15 protein-coding genes, 1 other RNA gene and 1 pseudogene are annotated in these 20,170 nt (G+C 32.7%); 6 read left to right on the top strand and 11 right to left on the bottom strand.

Going from position 1 to position 20,170, the window contains the following annotated elements; genetic code table 11:
- The 7 genes from HN894_10315 to HN894_10285 form a co-directional block, all read right to left on the bottom strand.
- Window positions 1-4,055 (bottom strand): PKD domain-containing protein (locus tag HN894_10315; GenBank protein ID MBT7143722.1); only part of this gene is annotated, 4,055 nt, incomplete at its 3' end.
- A 304-nt stretch (window positions 4,056-4,359) separates the two neighbouring features.
- Entirely contained in the window at window positions 4,360-5,511 is a 1,152-nt protein-coding gene (locus tag HN894_10310) for a SpoIID/LytB domain-containing protein (protein ID MBT7143721.1), read from the bottom strand.
- A gap of 53 nt (window positions 5,512-5,564) precedes the next feature.
- The gene (lpxB, locus tag HN894_10305) at window positions 5,565-6,683 is read right to left on the bottom strand and encodes a lipid-A-disaccharide synthase (GenBank protein ID MBT7143720.1); all 1,119 of its coding nucleotides are present in this window, start codon (window positions 6,681-6,683) and stop codon (window positions 5,565-5,567) included.
- 54 nt (window positions 6,684-6,737) lie between these two features.
- Window positions 6,738-7,031, bottom strand: coding sequence for a hypothetical protein (locus HN894_10300; protein ID MBT7143719.1), 294 nt, complete (start codon window positions 7,029-7,031; stop codon window positions 6,738-6,740).
- The gene (gene surE, locus HN894_10295; protein MBT7143718.1) at window positions 7,015-7,806 is read right to left on the bottom strand and encodes a 5'/3'-nucleotidase SurE; all 792 of its coding nucleotides are present in this window, start codon (window positions 7,804-7,806) and stop codon (window positions 7,015-7,017) included. Before surE ends, HN894_10300 begins: the two co-directional genes overlap by 17 nt.
- Window positions 7,807-7,975: 169 nt before the next feature.
- Entirely contained in the window at window positions 7,976-8,863 is an 888-nt protein-coding gene (locus HN894_10290) for a T9SS type A sorting domain-containing protein (protein MBT7143717.1), read from the bottom strand.
- Between the two features lie 159 nt (window positions 8,864-9,022).
- A complete protein-coding gene (locus HN894_10285) occupies window positions 9,023-9,400 on the bottom strand; it encodes a RidA family protein (protein MBT7143716.1) in 378 nt (125 codons plus the stop codon).
- Between the two features lie 73 nt (window positions 9,401-9,473).
- Between HN894_10285 and HN894_10280 the strand changes: the two genes are divergently transcribed.
- Window positions 9,474-10,451 (top strand): ornithine cyclodeaminase family protein, encoded by a 978-nt coding sequence (locus HN894_10280; protein ID MBT7143715.1) that lies wholly within the window; start codon window positions 9,474-9,476, stop codon window positions 10,449-10,451.
- A gap of 57 nt (window positions 10,452-10,508) precedes the next feature.
- Here HN894_10280 and HN894_10275 read toward each other — a convergent pair whose 3' ends face one another.
- The 4 genes from HN894_10275 to HN894_10260 all read right to left on the bottom strand — a co-directional run bounded on the left by HN894_10275 (window position 10,509) and on the right by HN894_10260 (window position 14,065).
- The gene (locus HN894_10275; protein MBT7143714.1) at window positions 10,509-11,675 is read right to left on the bottom strand and encodes a PKD domain-containing protein; all 1,167 of its coding nucleotides are present in this window, start codon (window positions 11,673-11,675) and stop codon (window positions 10,509-10,511) included.
- Between the two features lie 265 nt (window positions 11,676-11,940).
- Window positions 11,941-12,039, bottom strand: an RNA gene (gene ffs / locus HN894_10270) — signal recognition particle sRNA small type.
- Window positions 12,040-12,154: 115 nt separating this feature from the next.
- Window positions 12,155-13,447: a sugar MFS transporter gene (locus HN894_10265; GenBank protein MBT7143713.1), complete on the bottom strand. Its 1,293-nt coding sequence runs from the start codon at window positions 13,445-13,447 to the stop codon at window positions 12,155-12,157.
- A gap of 39 nt (window positions 13,448-13,486) precedes the next feature.
- Window positions 13,487-14,065 carry a rubrerythrin family protein gene (locus HN894_10260; GenBank protein MBT7143712.1) on the bottom strand — a complete coding sequence of 193 codons (579 nt, stop codon included), beginning with the start codon at window positions 14,063-14,065 and terminating at the stop codon, window positions 13,487-13,489.
- 171 nt (window positions 14,066-14,236) lie between these two features.
- Between HN894_10260 and rocD the strand changes: the two genes are divergently transcribed.
- From rocD to HN894_10235, 5 genes and pseudogenes are all read left to right on the top strand, one after another.
- Window positions 14,237-15,457: an ornithine--oxo-acid transaminase gene (rocD, locus tag HN894_10255; protein ID MBT7143711.1), complete on the top strand. Its 1,221-nt coding sequence runs from the start codon at window positions 14,237-14,239 to the stop codon at window positions 15,455-15,457.
- A 251-nt stretch (window positions 15,458-15,708) separates the two neighbouring features.
- Entirely contained in the window at window positions 15,709-17,898 is a 2,190-nt protein-coding gene (locus HN894_10250) for a glutamine synthetase type III (protein MBT7143710.1), read from the top strand.
- 57 nt (window positions 17,899-17,955) lie between these two features.
- Window positions 17,956-18,657 (top strand): leucyl/phenylalanyl-tRNA--protein transferase, encoded by a 702-nt coding sequence (locus tag HN894_10245; GenBank protein ID MBT7143709.1) that lies wholly within the window; start codon window positions 17,956-17,958, stop codon window positions 18,655-18,657.
- Between the two features lie 384 nt (window positions 18,658-19,041).
- Complete coding sequence (locus HN894_10240; protein MBT7143708.1) at window positions 19,042-19,809, top strand: hypothetical protein; 768 nt, start codon at window positions 19,042-19,044, stop codon at window positions 19,807-19,809.
- A pseudogene (locus HN894_10235) lies at window positions 19,802-20,023 on the top strand (nucleotidyl transferase AbiEii/AbiGii toxin family protein). The gene HN894_10240 and the pseudogene HN894_10235 overlap by 8 nt, the downstream one beginning before the upstream one ends.
- Window positions 20,024-20,170 lie beyond the last annotated feature (147 nt).

The raw sequence follows: 20,170 nt of genomic DNA, 5'->3' as shown, positions 1-20,170 counted from the left end.
GTGTTCTCGCCAAAACAATTTACATCGTTTGCAGTTGAATTGATAATTTCTAAGGTATCGGAAGGCTGAATAATTTCTGCTTGTTCGACTTTTTCGCAGCCATTATCGTCTGAAACACTTATTTGGTAGGAGCCGGCAATTAATCCTGAAATTTGATCAGTTGTACCTCCGTTCGACCATAAGTAATTATAATCGCCCGCAACAGTTCCTCCAATTGCAATAGCTGATATTTCTCCTGAATTGGTTCCATAGCATATATTTGCCTGATAGTTTAACTGAAGCATAATAGCTGTGGACGGTTCTGTAATTGTAGCACTAATGATTTCAGTACAATTGTTTTGGTCAGTTACTGTAAGTTCATAAGTTCCTGCAAGCAGATTTATTAAATCTTCAGTATCTTCTCCATTCGACCAGTCAAAATCATATGGTGAGATACCACCGGTAGTTTCAATCTCAATTTCTCCGGTACTTTGTTCAAAACATAGAACATCGGTAGTAGATATTAATTCTAATGACAATTCATTAGGTTCTGCAATTGTTATTGATTCAAAAACTGAACAATTGTTATCATCGAGAACAGTAACATTATAAACTCCACCACTTAAACCAGATAAATCTTCTGTTGACTCAAAATTTGCCCAATTGAATGTATATGGAGTTGTTCCTCCAGAAACTGTCAAATCTATGCTTCCATTTCCATCGTCAAAACATGCTATATCTGTTTTTTCATACTCAAGCTCAAAAAGTTCAGGTTCAGTTATTTCAAATTCTTCTTCTGCTTCACAATTTAGATTATCAGTTACAAATAGGTCATAATCACCTGGAGGAAGATTAAATAAATCTTCATTATATGAACCGCTACTCCAATTGTAGAAATAGTTGCCAGTTCCGCCAATAACAGTAAGGTCAATCATTCCATTGTTTAAACCAAAGCAAGAAACATTTTCTTTTTCAGCATAAATAATTATCTCGTCTAATTCTAAAACTGTAAAATCACTTTGAACAATACAATTATTAAAGTCTGTAACTGTAACACTAAATAATCCTCCCGAAAGCTGATTAATATCTTCAGATGTTTCATTATTCGACCATAGAATTTGGTATGGTTCAGTGCCTCCACTTATTGTCAAATCAATAAATCCTTCATTTGTTTCAAAACAAATAGTATCTGAGCCAGAAACCAATATAGTTAGTTCGTTTGGTTCAGTAATCACTTCATTACCAAAATATGTACACTGGTTCATATCTGTTACGGTGAATTCATATTGTCCGGCATATAAATCTGCAATATTCTGAGTGGTTTCCTGATTAGACCATATATATGTAAATGGACTTGTTCCACCAGATGGAGTTAATTCAATAACTCCATCATTAAATCCAAAACAAGAAACATTTGTATTCTCTGAGCCAACCACTAATAGTGAAGGTTGGAATATTTCTATTTCTTCAATTGCAATACAGTTTATATTGTCTGTTACCGTAACAAGATATGTTCCGGGTTGGAGATTTGAAATATCCTGGGTAGATGCACCTGTTGACCACAAATAGGTATAATCTGCACTACCTCCTGTTACACTAATATCTATGGTTCCATCGTCAAATCCAGTGCACGTAATATCTGTTTTCACGTAAGTGATTATTATTTCGTCTAACTGTTCTATTCCAAAACCATCAACTATAGTACAATTATTAGTATCAGTTACTGTAACATCGTATAATCCTCCTGCAAGATTAACTATATTTTGTGTAGTAGAACCATCAGACCATAAAAATTCGTAAGGTTCGCCACCTCCTACTGTTGATAATGTAATATAACCATTATTAATTCCGTAACAAATTACCTCTGTTCCTGTTGTTTGAGCTATAAGTTCATCGGGTTGATTAATTACAATTCCGTTTATTTCCAATTCGCCCGTAGAATTTCCTATCAGTGTTTCTATGACACTTATTCCATTTGGTGTATAAAAGGCTGTATTTGGCACACTTACAGTATTATATGTAGCATCACAATCAATTTCTTCGCCATTAATGGCTCTCCATACTTTAAATGAAAACTCTTCTCCAGCCATAAATCCATTATCTATGCCAGCTTCAGCTCCCCAAGCTGCAAGTCCGATACCTTGCCCATTCCATTCTTCGTATCCGGCGCAAGCCTTTGTGCCTGACGAATCGTAGAAAACCCCAACAAAATCTCCAACATCCAGCGGATTTCCATCTATAAAAACAATATTTGGGTTTGTAATTCCTATTGTATGATTACTTTCATTTGTAGAATAATTCCATGGAAGAGTAAAAGTAGTTGGCTCAGAATTGTCGGCAGAACATGAATTATCATCAACTACTGTTACGTAGAAAGTATCGGGGGAAAGACCTGAGATATCCTCGCTTGATTCGCCATTAGACCATTGGAATGAGTAAGGTGATGTCCCACCTTGCACTGTCAAGTCAATTGAGCCATTGCTATTTCCATAACAATCAATTTCTTCATGAGTAAAAGAAAGTTGGATTACTGTAGGTTGATTAACAATAATTCCCTCATTTGAAGGATTTAACAAACATTGGTCATAATCATAAACAGACACATAGTAAGTGCCTGCCATTAGGTTGTCAATATTTTGAGTTGATTCGTTTGTGCTCCAATTATATGTATATGGCGAAGTACCTCCTGAAGGTAAAAGTTCTATTATACCCTCTCCAGAATTGTAACAATTTGGAATTGTAACTTGATAATTAAGCTCTGGTTGAGAAATAACAATATTTTCAACAACAAAACTACTATTATAATCTGTTACAGTAACATAATAGCTCCCCGCTGCAACATTATACAAATCTTCTAAAGTTTCGCCTGATGACCAAAGAAAAGTATAAGGGGATAGCCCTCCTGAAACTGTGATGTCAATATTTCCATCATTATAAGTAGGGCAACTTTCATCGGCCGATATATATGTTAATTCTATAGGAGGTATTTCAATTGTGAGGTAGTCTTCAAGGCTTAAAGTATCACTTTCGTTATCGCGATAAATAATTAATTCAATTGTATAAGTACCAGAGCTTTGATAAATGTGCGTAGGATTTTGCAAAATAGAACTTACTCCGTCTCCAAAATTCCAAAGCCAGGCTGTCTGAGTACCAAGCGATAGGTCTGTAAAAACAATTTCTTCTCCAATAAAACTACTTGTTACCGAAACCGAAAAATTTGCTTCTACAGGGAATACTTGCAAGTATATATAAACATTTCCATCATTATCTCCAATAATCATATCTTCTAATCCATCATCATTAATATCTGCAATATCAATTTTATTTCTTGAATAGTTTATGTCTAGAAAATCATCAGAAATAAGATTATAAGTGTTTGAATTTGCAGCTGATTGTTCGTAGTAATTAATATTAGGATTGTTTTCACCTATAATCAAATCAAGAAGTCCATTATTGTTAAAATCTTTTATGCAAATTCCAGTTCTTGTTCCAACAGTAAGGCTATTGAAAGTTTCAGTAATCAAAGCAAAATCACTTCCATTTGATGTTGTTTGCTCGTAATGGTTAATATTGCCAGAATATTCTCCTATGAATAAATCTAATAAACCATCATTATCAATGTCAAGAAAATAGGGTGCTGATTGATTCCCAACATCAATTGAATTAAAATTTTCTGTAACTAAACTAAAATTTAAAGAATTTAATGCTACTTGCTCATAATGATTTAAGTTTCCTGTACTTTCTCCTACAATTAAGTCTAACAGACCATCATTATCAAGATCTGTTACAGTAGGAGCAGCACTTGCACTTGTGCTACTTCCAACATCTATGCTGTTGAAGTTTGTAGAAACAGTCAAAAAATCAGTTGGGAAGTAAAAATCCTGTTCATAATGAGAAATTGTACCATCACCTTTTCCAATCAATATATCTAATAATCCATCGTTATCAAGATCGCAGATAGTAGGAGCTGCTGTTTCTCCAACATCAGGAATATTTGTTGGTGAAAGAATAAAATCTTGACCAAAAGTCATAGAATATAACAATACTAATAATGATGTAAAAATTTTAGCTTTCATAATATTTATGTTTATGTTAATCACTCAAAATATTTATATTTCCTTATTTATGCTTTTTATAAAAAAAACAATTTAACTTTCAAAGGTAATTTTTATGATTGTTGTTAGCAAATTTAATTATTTACATTTTTCAATTCCCAAGTCAAATCCCTATAAATTAGGACTTATACTAATTGTTAAAATACAATTTTTTCTATAGGTGTCATTCCATTATACCTTATTGACAAACTATTTTTAAGTAGTTGCTCTAAGTATTAGGTCGAATTACAAAAAATGATTTGACTTTCGCAAGAATACAAAATTTCTATAAGCCGTCTATTGTTTCATCAATTTCCCTTATTGAAATATTTCGATAATATTTTTCGATAATTTCAGAATAGTTTTTGCCAAGTACGGCCATTTTCATAGCACCTTCCTGGCATAAGCCTACACCATGACCATAACCTTTTCCATCGAAATATACTTTTTCTCCTTCTGTTCTGATATTGAAAAATGTAGATTTAAATCCAAAATCAGCTCTAATTTTTTTTAAGCTAATTGTATCTTCATTTAGGACATAAAAAAGCTTCCTTTGGTTTTGCTCAAAATTCAGCTTCTTCAAGTTTATATCAGTCCTGATTTTGAAATTATTTTCAACAAGATAATTTATCCAATTGTTGATTTGCACCGAATCGGCCCAAATAGAATGGTTGTGATCTGTGCAGAAAGTATCAATAATAGATTTCAGATATTTTTTTGGGTAAGTCCATACATTTTCCGAATTGACAGTTTCTCCTCCACAATTTGAATGGAATGATGCTGTAATTGGCAGATTATTTTCATCAACAATTATCAGGTTTTTAGTTGAATTTGTTGACGAAACAATTTCCAAATTATGCGAACATTTACTTTTATATGCTTGACAATGAACCCCATCGCATAAATGAAAGTTTTCTTCTTCGTGTCTTCGCAAATGACCTATCAGATATGTTCTGCAAATAATTGCTTGCGATTTGTAATATTCGAGTTTAGCTTTCGCTCCACCTTCAGTTTCAACTACACCCGAAATATAATCTTCGATATTAATACGATTGACAATTTGAAGTTTATTTTTTAGCGATTTTATTTGAAGATTGCCTAAATAATTTCGTGCATCTAATGAAGGATAAATTGGTTTTATTCTAAATGAACCTTCTTCTTCATTCTGGTAAATCAAAATATTCTTGAAATTTCCATAGTTTTTTTTAATTCCCCTAATATTAATAGAATCTTGATATTCAGAAATATATAAAATTTCATTTTTAAGTAATTTAGAAATTATTTGATTATCTGAACTAACTGTGTATGAGCCAAAAGTTGGAGTAATTACAATTGTATTTATTGAGTTGGTATAGAACAAACAAATTGCAATTTTTTGTGCAAAGTTTACATTAATTATCAATAAACTGATGATAAATAAATAGATTCTCTTTTTCATCGAAGATTTTTGATTTTATAATTGTTGGACAATTCAATTATACTGAATAACAACTACTTGTTTAGATATGAGAACATTAGACTTGCAATTTTTTCGCTAGCTTTTCCATCTCCAAGAATTTCGTGAAGCTTCTTATAATCCGATAGCAATTGATTTCTATCTTCGGTATTTGGCAATATTTTGTTCAGTTCAATAATCATTTCAGTCGGATTGCATTGATTTTGAATGAGTTCACAAACTACTTGTTTGTCCATTATTAAATTCACTAAAGAAATATATTTAATCTTTACGAGAAGCTTAGCAATAAAATAAGTAAGCCTTGAGGTCTTATAGCAAACCACTTGTGGAATGTCAAGCAGAGCAGTTTCTAAAGTAGAAGTTCCCGATTTTACCAATGCAGCAGTAGAATTTAACAGTATTTCATAATTTTTGTTGAAAATAATTTTCGTTGAAGAGCCTTGTAAATAATTTTCGTAAACCGAGGTTTTTATCGAAGTAGTTCCGCAAATCACAAATTGATATTTTGGGAAACTTTTAGCAGTTTCGAGCATCACAGGCAATATTTTTTCAATCTCTTGATTTCTACTGCCGGGCATAAGTGCAATTACCGGAATGTTTGGAAGATTGTATTTATTAATGAACTTTTCAAAATCGGGCTTTTCCTCATATTTTTTAAGCTGGTCTATTAGCGGGTGACCCAAATAATCGACATCGTAATTGTTTTTTTTATAAAATTCCTTTTCAAAAGGCAAAATCACAAACATTCTGTCAACATACTTTTTGATAGTTTTAATTCTTGACTTATGCCAAGCCCAAATTGTAGGGGAAATATAATAAAATACCCGAAAATTGTTTTGCTTAGCAAATTTTGCAATTCGTAAATTAAAACCCGGATAATCTACGAAAATAATAATATCTGGCTTGTAAAAAAGCAAATCGTTTTTGCACAGCTTGAAATTTTTGAAAATAGTACGAATATTTTTCAATACCTCAAAAAAACCCATAAATGCAAGAGAACTAATGTGTTTAACAATAGTTCCGCCTTCTTGCTGCATCAAATCGCCTCCCCAAAATCTAAAATCGGCATCGGAGTCAAGTTTTTTTAGCTCACTCATTAAATTTGCAGCGTGCATGTCGCCGGAAGATTCGCCTGCAATTATGTAGTATTTCATTATTCTGGGAATTTGAAATTGGAGAATTAGTTTGCTTTAATGGATTCTTTTAGGCTATGTGAAAAACTTCAAAATAACAATTAGAAAGGCGTAAATAAAAGTTGCAAGAATTACACCACGACCCGAATAGAGAAAATTCTTCCATATAAAAATAAAAAACAAACCTAAATTTGGAACCACACATAAACTAATCAACTGTGTATAAATATCTCTAACTATCAATTGATCAACAAATTCCATGAAACTTAATGTATCGTATTTTATTAGATAAAAAATTACAATACTCAACATGGGTAGAACTAAACCCAGCAAAACTCCAACTCTTAATGCATCAAATTTCGATTTCATAGTTTTTGTCTTTGAAAATTTTTAGTGTATCGTATGCCGTAAAATCAAATTGCACCGGTACAATTGAAACGTAATTATTTTTCAAAGCCCATTCGTCAGTATCTTCTGCATTTTCTTCAAAGTTTTGAAATTTGCCTGTCAGCCAGTAATACTCCTTATTGTGTGGGTTTGTTCGTTTTTCAAATTCTTCTACCCATTTTGCTCTTGCCTGTCGCGAAAACTTTATTCCTCTTACGTTTTCAGGTTTTGTATTCGGAAAATTTACGTTCAAACATATATTTTTCGGAAGATTGTTTTCTGAAATTTTTTTGAAAATAATTTTGGAATATTTTTCTGCAATTTCGAAATTGGCATCAGGCGAATGGTCTATTACAGAAAATCCTATCGATGGAATATCATTTATGTAGCCTTCGAGAGCTGCTGCCATTGTCCCCGAATAAATTATGCTTACAGACGAGTTGGTTCCATGATTTATTCCGGAAATTAAAAAATCTGGTTTTCTTTTGGTAATTTTGTTTAGTGCCAATTTTACGCAATCGACCGGTGTGCCCGAACATGTGTAAATTGTTAGATTTTCTTTTTCTTTAATTTTATTTAAAAAAATCGGCTGATTTATTGTAATTGCATGAGACATAGCCGATTGTCCTTTGTCAGGAACTACCACCAAAAGTTCGCCAAAACCGGCAAATGCTTCAATCAAAACTTTCAGTCCTTTTGCATTTATTCCATCGTCGTTCGTTAGCAACAACAATGGTTTATTTTCTTTTTTACTCATTTAACAAAAATATTTATAATTGACTGCAAAGATATTATTGCAAAACTAATAATCATCTATTTTCACTTTAAAAAGAAAAGACCAGATTGGTTTTCGAGAACCAGTCTGGTCTGTAAAAAATATTGTCTCGGAATTTCTAATAGAATTAGAAATAAAAATTTAGGCAAATTTATTTCAATACAATTTTTTGCATCAAATTTTCAGTTTCTGATGTAAGTTGAACTATATAAATTCCTTTCGGGAAATCTGAAATATCTATGCTAAAATTACTCTCCATATGCTTATTTATTTTAGATTCCAAAATTTTTGAACCTAAAGCATTATAAATATTTACTTCGCTTGAAATATTTCCAAATTGGACATTACTAATATTTAAGATTCCGGAAGTTGGATTAGGATGTACAAAACTTCCATCCTGCAAATCAACAGATTGCACTGAACTTGAAGTTTCAAAAGTAAAATTATCAACCCAAAGTTTACTTCCGGCAACTGCACCTTGTCCAGCTGAGCCATGGTTTTCCTTCGACGACATTACCATAATAATTAAAGTATCAGGAACATCCGAATTCAAATAATTTAGAACAATTTCTCCTTCTGTCCATGTTTCAACCAAGTTGGAATTTGTGAAAACACCATTTGCAACTGTATCAGAATTTAATAATAAAGCAATTGAAATAAAGCAATTATCTCCTGCTTCAGGGGCACATTTGTAGGCAAATTTCATTTTGTCAGGACGTTCAGTAAAAGGTGAACCTTGAATAGTTTCAACTAAAGTTTGGTCAAACTCATAATATCCATTTACGATGATCCCTGTCATTATAAAAGGTCCCATACTTTTAGATTCGAGATAAACTGCCGAACTTCCGGAAAAGGGATCAGAAGTATATTCTTCAACTACAGTTTGTCCAAAAACTGCAATATCGTCGTTCGATGTATCCCATCCATCGGGTTTATTATCAGTCCAATTTTCGAAATCACCATTAGATATAGTTTGGGGGAAAATCTGATTCGTGCATAAAGCAAAAATAAATACTATGGCAATAATAATGTGTTTCATAATTTCTATTTTTAATTAATAAAAAATTAAAGTATCATTTCAAAATTAATAAAAAAACCAGTAACTAAAAAGATAAATTTAATCCAAGCAAAAATTGAGAACCTATTTCATCGGTAAAACCAAATTCCCTTGTAAAATCCAAAATCAAAATTAGCCTTTTTACTTCATGGCAATTGTTTCAATCTCCAACAAGGAACCAAGCGGCAATTTCGAAACTTCGAACATAGCACGAGCAGGTTGATTTTCAGTAAAATATTTTGCATAAACTTCATTCATTTTTGGAGCATTGTTTAAATCTGCGAGAGAACATGAAGTTTTCATGACATCTGTCAAATCATATCCGGCTTTGCTAAGGATAGCCTTTATATTTTCCAATACTTGTTCTGTTTGTTCTTTAATGCCACCTGCAATTAGTTTTCCTATTTTAGGATCAATTGCAATTTGCCCTGAAATAAATAAAACTCTATTTAACTCAACAGCCTGATTGTAAGGACCAATAGCAGTCGGGGCATTTTTCGTATTTATTATTTTTTTCATAATCAAAATTTTATTTTCTTTACAAAAATAGAATGTAAATTTAATTTTTAAATATTAAAAATAGGAAGAAATTATGGTTTTAATTTTAAACAGACAAGATGTAATATCTGTGTTAGATATGAAGGACTGCATTGATGTAGTTGAAAAGGCATTTATAGAATTAGCAAATGGAACAGCAGTTCTACCTTTGCGAACAAACATTAAACCTGCAGGTGGACTTTCGCTATATATGCCTGCTTATTTGAAAGACTTGGGTGCATTGGCTTGCAAGATTGTAACAGTTTATAAAGACAATCCGAAGAAGTTTAATATCCCAACAACTATTGGAAAAGTTCTGCTGCAAAATCCCGAAACAGGCGATGTAAACTGCATTATGGATGGTGGATATTTAACTGCAGTACGTACAGGAGCAGTAAGTGGTGTTGCCACAAAATATCTTGCCAGAACTGATAGTAATCAGAAAGTGGGAATTTATGGCACAGGGGTTCAAGCAAAAATGCAATTATGGGCAGTAAGTCTTGTTAGAGACATTTCAAATGTTTTGGTTTACGATCTTAGCAAAGAATCTGCCGCTCAATTTGTAAATGAAATGTCTGAAAAACTAAATCTTAAAATTTCCATAGCCGGAAATCCTGATGAATTATTAGATACCGATATTATTTGTGCTGCAACTTCCTCAGCTACACCACTTTTCGATGGTGCAAAACTCAAAGAAGGAACACACATAAACGGAATTGGAAGTCATACACCGAATGCCCGTGAGCTTGACACTGAAACAATTCTACGCTCGAAATTTGTAGGAGATTCAAAAGAAGCATGTTTCAATGAGGCAGGTGATATTATTATTCCTTTGAATGAAGGCTTAATCAAAGAATCTCATTTTTATGCCGAACTTGGCGAAATTCTTATAGGGAAAAAAGAAGCCAGAACAAGCAATAAAGAAATTACCGTTTTCAAATCGAACGGACTTGCAATTCAGGATGTTGCTACTGCAAAATTGATTTATGATAAAGCTTTGAAAGCCGGAATTGGTGCTAATATTGAAATCTAAAAAATAATTGAGAATTGTCAATTGTTAATTGTTAATTGACAATTCTCAATTAACATTCTATTCCTTAACGATTTGCAAAGTTTCAAAGCCATTTTTATAAGAAAAATGCAGAAAATAAATTCCTGCCGGAAGTTGCGAAATATCAATTTCTATTTCAGAGTTTGAAATTTCTTGCCCGAAAATTTTTGTTCCGAGACAATCGTAAATCGAAATACTTTGGCATTTTCTGTTTAATAAAATCTGAAATTTACCGCTGTTTGGATTTGGATAAACAATTTCAAAACTGCGGATTTTTTCAATTCCACTGGTTTCAATCTCAATTGTATCAATATAAATGCTATCGCTTAGCGAGTTTATTGCAGTCAGGCTGACAACATAAATTCCATCTTCTGCGAAAGTATAAATCGGATTTTCTTCAATAGAACTATTTGAATCGCCAAAATCCCAAACATAATTTGTAGCATAATTCGAAAGATTATCAAAAGTAACTTCTTTCGCTGAAACAGAATATTCAAAATATGCTACAGGGTAGGCTTCAATTTTTACCGAGAAACTTGTATCTACACTATGGCAGTCGTTTGAAATTGTAAGAGTAACAGTAAATACGTCATTTTCTTGATAAATATGTATAGGATTTTCTAAACTTGAAGTATCTCCATCGCCAAAATCCCAAAAAGAATTTAGATGACTTTTCGAAAGATTTTCAAAACTAATCCTATTAGTGTCAATTAAATGTGATGCAGCTATATTTGGCCAAATATCAGCGTAAATTGTATCAATTATAAAATCCCCATATACAACATATGTTAAACCACCAGTCGGAGATATAGGAAATGGAATATGTACAAAATATTCAATATCTTCAGAATAATCCCAAACTTTCCAAATTAAAGTATCTCCTGGTTCAGGACCATAAAAATTTGGAGGGTAATTACCCCAGACTCTAACAGTCATATTGGTCACTCCATCATATTCTAAATAACCAACACATTTTAGATTCCCTGAATTAGCAGAGTCGATAAATGCACCAACTATATCAAGAGAATCAAGAATAACTCCACAAGCATTAACAGTTGTAACTCCATAAGGAGTAGGAATAACCAATAGAGCATACCATGAAATATTATTAGGATTAACTTGATTTGGTGGTAAGTCCCAAGTACATTGCGAGTTTACAATATGAGTAAAACTTAAAATAATAAATAATAATTTTATTCTTTTCATAATTTATATTTTATTGCAAAACAATGAATTAGCTGAATTTTTTGTTCACTTGAAATTGTTTTATTATATGGGCTCTAGCCTCAATAAATTAAAAATTATTAACCCAAAATCTAAAAAATGTATGCAAAAACTGTAAATAAGAATACATACAAATTATGGGGTTTGGTGTATATTCATTTAATACATAGCATATTAGAATTCCTTTCAATTTTGTTTATAGTGTAAATATAAGAAATAATATTGTATCAAAAAAAATGAAATAAAAAAAGGGTAAGCTACTTGCATCGCACCGCTACGACTAACTACCCTTGCTACCTTCCGATCCTGGGGGATTCGTTAGGAGCTGGTCGTACAAGACTTACCCGCTACAAAAGTACAACTATTTTTTATTATCAATCATTTTGAATGAAAAAAATAATGCAAATTTATTTTCTCAATCCTATACGCCTGAATACCTATGTTTTATAAATAGAAAAAAATCAGCTTGATATTTTTTCCAGATTTTTCCTTCCAACTCTATACCCAAAAACAGCATAAAACAAAATATATAAATAGCAAATTATCAAAAGAGAATAGGACTTTTGCATATTTCCTGAATATTCCGAAACAATTCCAAACAATGGTGTTAGTATTGCACCTCCGGCAATTCCCATAATTAATATGGCAGAACCAATTTTTGTAAATTTATTTAAACCTTCAATTGCAAGAGGCCAAATTGCCGGCCACATTATAGAATTTGCAAATCCAAGACATGCAATGAAAAGTACTGAAGTGTATCCATCGGTGAAAATTGCAGCAATGGTGAAAACTATTCCAAGAATTGCAAAATATTTCAAAGCCGTTTCTTGCTTAATAAATTTTGGAATAGCCACAATTCCAAACACATAGCCAATAAGCATTCCAAAAAGTGTGAAGGATGCAAAAAACTTAGAATCTTCGACACCAAAACCAAGCGAATTTCCATATAATCCTAATGTATCGACAGAAATAACTTCTGCACCTACATAGAAAAAAATCGCAAAAAATCCAAACACTAAATAAGGAATACGAATAGCTCTTTTAAGTTTCTGGAAAGCACCCAGATTATCTGATTCATTATCTTTCGATTCTTCTATTTCGGGCAGAGCCGAATGTTTTACTAATATTGCTAAAACTACAAGAGAAATTGCCATAATTATATAAGGATTTATTGCCCTTTCGGCTAATTCCTGAAGTTGTGAGTTTTTTTCGGCAATACTCATTAATTTCAAATCTTCAACAATTTTATCAGTACCTTTCAAAACTACAGCTCCTAAAACTATAGGACTAATAATTCCGGCAACTTTGTTTGCAATTCCCATTATGCTGATTCGTCGGGCAGCACTTTCTATTGGTCCTAAGATAGTTACATAAGGATTCGATGCTGTTTGCAAAATCGACAATCCTAAGCCTTGCACGAAAAGCCCAGCTAAAAATAATTCATAAATGCGAGTCATAGCTGCCGGAATAAATATCAAAGAGCCGAGAGCCATAACAAATAATCCGAGAGCCATTCCTCTTTTGTAGCCAGTTTTTTCGAGTATCCACGAAGATGGAATTGCCATTACAAAATATGAAATGTAAAATGCAGTAGTAACAAGGTATGCTTCAAAATCGCTTAATTCGCATGCTATTTTCAGATATGGAATAAGAGTGGCATTTAGCCAAGTTACGAAGCCAAAAATGAAAAATAGTACAGCAATTATGCTTATCGGAATTAGGTTTTCTTTTTTTGAATTTAATGATTTTGTCATGGACTTGTTGATTCAATTATATTGAAAATGAGTTAATTATTAAATATTTTCCTCTCTTATTTGCATATAAGATTTTGGATGTAGGCAAGCCGGGCAAGCTTCAAGCGCTTTTTCACTTTCGTAAACATAGCCACAATTTAAGCATTTCCACCATACTTTTCCATCCCTCATAAACACCTTATCATCCGATATGTTCTGTAGCAATTTCAAATATATTCTTTCATGCTCAGCCTCCACTTTTGCAATCATTTTGAAAGCTATGGCAATTTCCGGATATCCTTCTTCAGAGGCAACTTTTGCAAATTCGGGATATAATTCAGTCCATTCTTCATTTTCGCCTTCTGCTGCTGCTTTTAAATTCTCTTTTGTTGCTCCAATTATTCCGGCAGGATATGTGGCTGTAATCTCGGTATCTCCTCCTTCTAAGAATTTAAAGAATCGTTTAGCATGTTCTTTTTCTTGATTTGCAGTCTCTTGAAAAATTCTTGATATCTGTTCATATCCTTCTTTTTTCGCTACTTTTGCAAAAAACTCATATCTGTTTCTCGCCTGACTCTCGCCTGCAAACGACTTCAATAAATTCTGCTCTGTTTTCGTGCCTATTAATGATTTTTTCATTCTATTTCAATTTAATAAAAATAATTATCAGGACAAAATTAATTCATTTTTTATAAATTTTCACATAGAATATAATTATAATTTATTTTGAAATTCATAAAACTTATCTTAAGATTGCATGATTAAATAAAAATTTATTTGAATTATTAACTTATTAAAACACAACAAATTATGCTTAAAGAAAATTCGCAAAATTATATCAGTAAGGAGGAAAAATATGGTGCCCATAATTATCATCCGCTACCTGTAGTTTTAGAAAAAGGTGAAGGAGTTTATGTTTGGGATGTTGAAGGAAAAAAATACTATGATTTTCTTTCTGCATATTCAGCAGTAAATCAAGGTCATTGCCATCCGAAAATTGTAGATGCTTTAACTCAACAAGCCAATAAATTAACCCTTACTTCTCGGGCATTTTATAACAATGTTCTTGGCGAATTTGAAGAGTATATTACAAAATATTTCGGTTTCGACAAAGTTCTCCCTATGAATACAGGTGCCGAAGCCGACGAAACAGCAATTAAACTTTGCCGAAAATGGGGCTACGATAAAAAAGGAATTGAAAAATACGAAGCAAAAATAATTGTTTGCGAAGGTAATTTTCATGGTCGGACTACTACAATTATTTCAATGTCAACCGATCCTGATGCAAAAGACGGATTTGGACCTTATACTCCGGGTTTTATAACAATTCCTTATGATGATTTAGATGCACTTGAAAAAGCTTTGGAAGATCCAAATGTTGCAGGATTTTTGGTTGAACCAATTCAAGGAGAAGCCGGAGTTTATGTACCTCAGGAAGGATATTTGAAAAAAGCATACGATTTATGTAAAGCGAAAAATGTACTTTTCATTGCCGACGAAGTACAAACAGGCATTGCACGAACAGGGAAACTCCTTGCTTGCGATCACGAAAATGTACGCCCAGATATATTAATTCTTGGAAAAGCTATTTCAGGCGGAATTTATCCGGTTTCGGCTGTTTTGGCAGACGACGATATAATGCTTGTAATTAAACCCGGACAACATGGTTCAACCTACGGAGGAAATCCAATTGCCGCAAAAGTTGCCATTTCTGCACTCGACGTAATTACTGATGAAAATCTCGCAGAAAATGCCGAACGACTTGGTGAAATTTTCCGTGAAGGTTTAAAAAATATTAATTCTGACATGATCAGTCTTGTAAGAGGAAAAGGCTTGTTAAATGCAGCTATCATTGAACCAAAAGACGGAAAAACTGCATGGGATGTTTGCGTTGCATTAGCAAATAATGGCTTACTTGCAAAACCAACTCACGACCACATTATTCGTTTTGCTCCACCACTTGTTATTACTGAAGAAGAAATAAATGCTGCTATCGAAATAATTACAAAAACTATGAAAGAGTTCGAGTAATTTCTGACAACATTTCATAAAAGTAATTCTTCGGAATTATACATAAAATCGCAAATTTTCTACTATGAAAATTTGCGATTTTCATTTTCAGTAATTTGCATAATACAATATATATTATTTTATTACCCGTTTATATTTCAGACACTCAAAATAAATTTATAATATATTTTGAACAGAGATAAAATATTTAAGGGGGTATTTAAAATATTTATATACTTTTGTTCCGTATTGAAATAAAAAACAAAATCATTATGGGAAAAATAAGATTTATCGCTTTAGAAGAAGTATTCTCAAGAAAACCACTTGAAGTTAAAGAACCTTCAAAAAAGACAAGCGAATATTTTGCTGAAAATGTTTTCGACCGAAGAGTCATGCAAGAATACCTATCGAAAGAAGCCTACGATAATGTTGTTCAAGCAATAGATAAAGGTGGGAAAATCGACAGAAAAAATTCAAATCAAATAGCTTCCGGAATGAAATCGTGGGCAGTAGATCATGGAGCCACGCATTATACACATTGGTTTCATCCATTGACAGGAGCAACAGCCGAAAAACACGATGCTTTTTTTGAGCCAACAGAAAATGGCGGAGTAATAGAAAATTTTCATGGCGACCTATTAGTTCAGCAAGAGCCAGATGCTTCAAGTTTCCCGAGCGGTGGAATTAGAAACACTTTCGAGGCACGCGGCTACACTGCATGGGATCCATCATCGCCAGCTTTTATTGTTGACAAAACACTTTGTATTCCAACCATTTTTGTATCATATACAGGCGAAGCGCTCGACTATAAAACTCCTTTACTTAAATCACTCACAGCATTAGACAAATCAGCAACTGCAATTTGTAGTTATTTCGATCGGGCAGTTTCATGCGTCCACGGAACTCTTGGAATTGAGCAAGAATATTTTCTCATAGACGAAGCATTATTTAGAGCAAGACCAGACATTATGCTCACAGGCAGAACTCTAATGGGACATGCTTCGGCAAAAGATCAACAATTAGCCGATCACTATTTTGGTTCAATTCCTGAAAGAGTTGCCTCCTTTATGAAAGATTTTGAATATGAATCATTGAAACTCGGAATACCTCTAAAAACAAAACATAACGAAGTAGCTCCAAATCAATTCGAATGTGCACCGGTTTTTGAAGAAATAAACCTTGCAGTTGACCACAACCAACTTTTGATGGATTTGATGGAAAAAATTGCTCGCCGTCATAAGTTTAGAGTTATGTTCCACGAAAAGCCATACAGTGGAGTAAATGGTTCGGGTAAACACAACAATTGGTCTTTGATGACAAATACAGGAGTAAACCTACTCTCGCCCGGAAAAACACCAAGAAAAAATCTACAATTTCTTACTTTTCTAATCAACATTATTAAAGCTGTGTACGACAATGCCGATTTGTTAAGGGCAAGTATTGCTACCTATGGAAATAGTCATCGTCTTGGAGCAAATGAAGCACCACCGGCAATTATTTCGGTTTTCCTTGGAAAACAACTTGCCGAAATGTTAGACCAAATAGAAAAAAGAGTAAGCAATAGAAAAATGTCATCAGATGAAAAAGCAGAACTAAAAATTGATATTGGAAAAATTCCCGAAATTCTGTTAGACAATACTGATAGAAACCGAACATCGCCCTTTGCTTTCACAGGCAACAGATTCGAATTTAGAGCAGTAGGTTCGTCGGCAAATTGCGCATCGCCAATGATAAATCTAAATGCAGCGGTTGCTAACCAGCTTTCCGAGTTTAAAAAAGAAGTTGATTCTTTAATAAAAAAGAAAGTCAAAAAAGACGAAGCTATTTTAAAGGTTTTGCGAAAATGCATAATCTCTTCAAAAAATGTAATATTCGAAGGAAACGGATATAGCGAAGAATGGCTTGAAGAAGCAAAAAAGCGAGGACTGTCGAATATCTCGAATGTTCCCGAGGCTTTAAAAGAATATATCAGCGAAAAATCTAAAAAGCTATTTAAAGATACTAATATTTTAACTGAAAGGGAGTTAGAAGCTCGATTTGGAATTAGAATCGAAACATTCACAAAAAATGTCCAGATAGAAACACGAGTGCTTGGCGACTTGGCAATAAATCATATTATTCCAACCGCAATACAATATCAAAATACTTTAATCAAAAATGTATGCGGAATTAAGAATCTCTTTGGCGAAGAAGAAATGAAAACCATCTCTGAAACCCAATTATTATCTATCAAAAAAATATCCCGTCATATTTCTTCAATCCGAAAGCTCGTAGTCGAAATGGTTTCTGCAAGAAAAGAAGCGAATAAAATTGAAGATGTTTATGAAAAAGCTCATAGTTATTCTATAAAAATAATTCCTTTTCTTGAAGAAATCAGATATCATATTGATAAACTTGAGCTTATTGTTGACGATGAAATTTGGACACTTCCCAAATATCGTGAACTTTTGTTTACAAGGTAAAATAATTATGAGTCGTGAGTTCCTAATTTCTAATTTCCAGTTTCCAATTTCCAGCAAATGCCTATTTTCCAATTGACAAAAGAGCTTGTTTTTCCTCATCCTTCGCTTTCTGAAGCTGATGGGCTTTTAGCTTTTGGTGGAGATTTGAGCACGGAAAGACTTTTACTGGCATATTCAAATGGGATTTTTCCATGGTATAATCCAGAGGAACCAATTTTATGGTGGTCGCCTGAACCAAGAACAGTATTTTTCCCAGATGAGTTCAAACTTACCAAGAGTCTGAAACAAACAATTCGTAGCAAGAAATTTGAGGTTAAATTCGATACTTGTTTCGAAGAAGTTATCCGAAATTGTTCATCGCTTAAAAACAGGCAAGACAACGAAACATGGCTTGGTTCCGAAATGCAGCAAGCATATATTTTGTTGCACAAAAAAGGTTTCGCACATTCTGTGGAAACATTTTATAAAGATGAGTTGGTTGGAGGGCTATACGGAATTTCGCTTGGCAGGGTATTTTTCGGAGAATCGATGTTTTACAGAAAATCTGATGCTTCCAAAATTGCACTATATTATTTGTGCCAAAAATTAATAGAACATGATTTTCATTTTATTGATGCTCAAATGACAACTAATCATATTTTGAGCCTTGGTGCAAGCGAACTTACTCGAAATGAATATTTGAAATTGCTTTCACCGGCACTTCAGCATAAGTCAATTATTGGAAAGTGGACAATTTATAACAAAGTCAATCAATATTAGAACATGAATCAAGTAAAACAACAGAAATATACACACATGTTTCAAGCGCAAAGTTCAATGATATTGTTAATCCTTTCGACGATATGGATATTTAAAACAAATAATAATAAAGAAATAAACGGAATTTTCTGTTTATAATAATATTGTGTGCCATACCAAAAAAAAGACCGTGAATTAAATTATTGACATAGAAATCATAGATTGTCATCCCACATTTGGCACATTTGCATACCCCAACACACAAGCAGAAGCTTTAGCCTGCAAAAGAGCCAAATTCCCCAATCCTGCTGATTCAAAAATTTACCAGTATTTCTTTGTACTGGCATTTTTTTGATTTCAAATATTAACCAGAATATTGTATATTTGGCAAAAATTGGATTTAAAATGACCAAAATAATAGAAAATAGATTGATCGAAGAATTTAAAAACAAAGAGTACTTTACCAGAGAAGAGCTTTTTGACTTCTATTGTTATTTTGAACCTGAACTGAAGAAAGGAACTTTTGGATGGAGAATCTATGATTTAAAAAAGAGAAACATCATTAAACCTATTAAAAGGGGGCTTTATATGATTTCATATAAACCAAGATATAAGCCAGGCATCTCTCCAAATACATTTAAAGTTGCGAAACAGCTAGTGGAAAGGTTTAATGAAGTAAAGCACTGTGTTTGGGAAACATCATGGTTAAATGAGTTTACTCAACACCAGACAAGCAGATCAATTTTAATAATTGAAATTGAAAAAGGTTTTGAAGAATCCTTATTTTATGAGCTAAAGGATTCATTAAAAAATGAGATATACCTTAATCCAGATGAAAAAGCTATTGATTTTTATATAGCAGAAAGCAACAAACCAGTTATTGTAAAGAAACTTCTTACGCGAGCTCCACTTACAAAAACTTCAGAAAAAAAGATTAAGTTTTACACTCCATCGCTTGAAAAGATTCTAGTGGATTTATTTGCCGAAGAGAAGCTATATTATTACGTGCAAGGTTCCGAATTAATACATATTTACGAAAATGCAATTACTAATTACACAATCAACTTTACCAAGCTTTTTAGTTATGCAAAACGTAGAGAACGAGAACAGGATATTAAGCAATTCATAACCAACCATATGGTTCACCTTGTAAAAGATATAATTGATGATTAAAGAACAATGTTTTACGGAAGAGTGGTTGGATCAATTTAAAAAGCATTCAGACCACAGGCGAATTGATAAAATCATTCTTGAAAAAATGATTTATGCTTTACATCTGTTAGAGAGATTAAAATCAAACGGACTTGAATTTGTTTTTAAAGGTGGCACAAGCCTGGTTCTGTTATTGAAAGAAGGGAACAGGTTTTCAATTGATATTGATATCATCAGTAAAACTAGTGTCAAGTCAATTATAATATGACGTATTTAATTTATATATTTGCTAAAACTTAAAATATTAAAGTTATGGCAAAATTGTATAGAGTAACATTATCAAAACAGGAACGTGAACAACTTTATGAGATTATCAAAAAAG

Source organism: Bacteroidota bacterium (assembly GCA_018692315.1).
GTDB lineage: Bacteria > Bacteroidota > Bacteroidia > Bacteroidales > JABHKC01 > JABHKC01.
The sequence above is the reverse complement of the archived record's forward strand: the minus strand, read 5'-3'. Positions and strand labels throughout refer to the sequence as shown.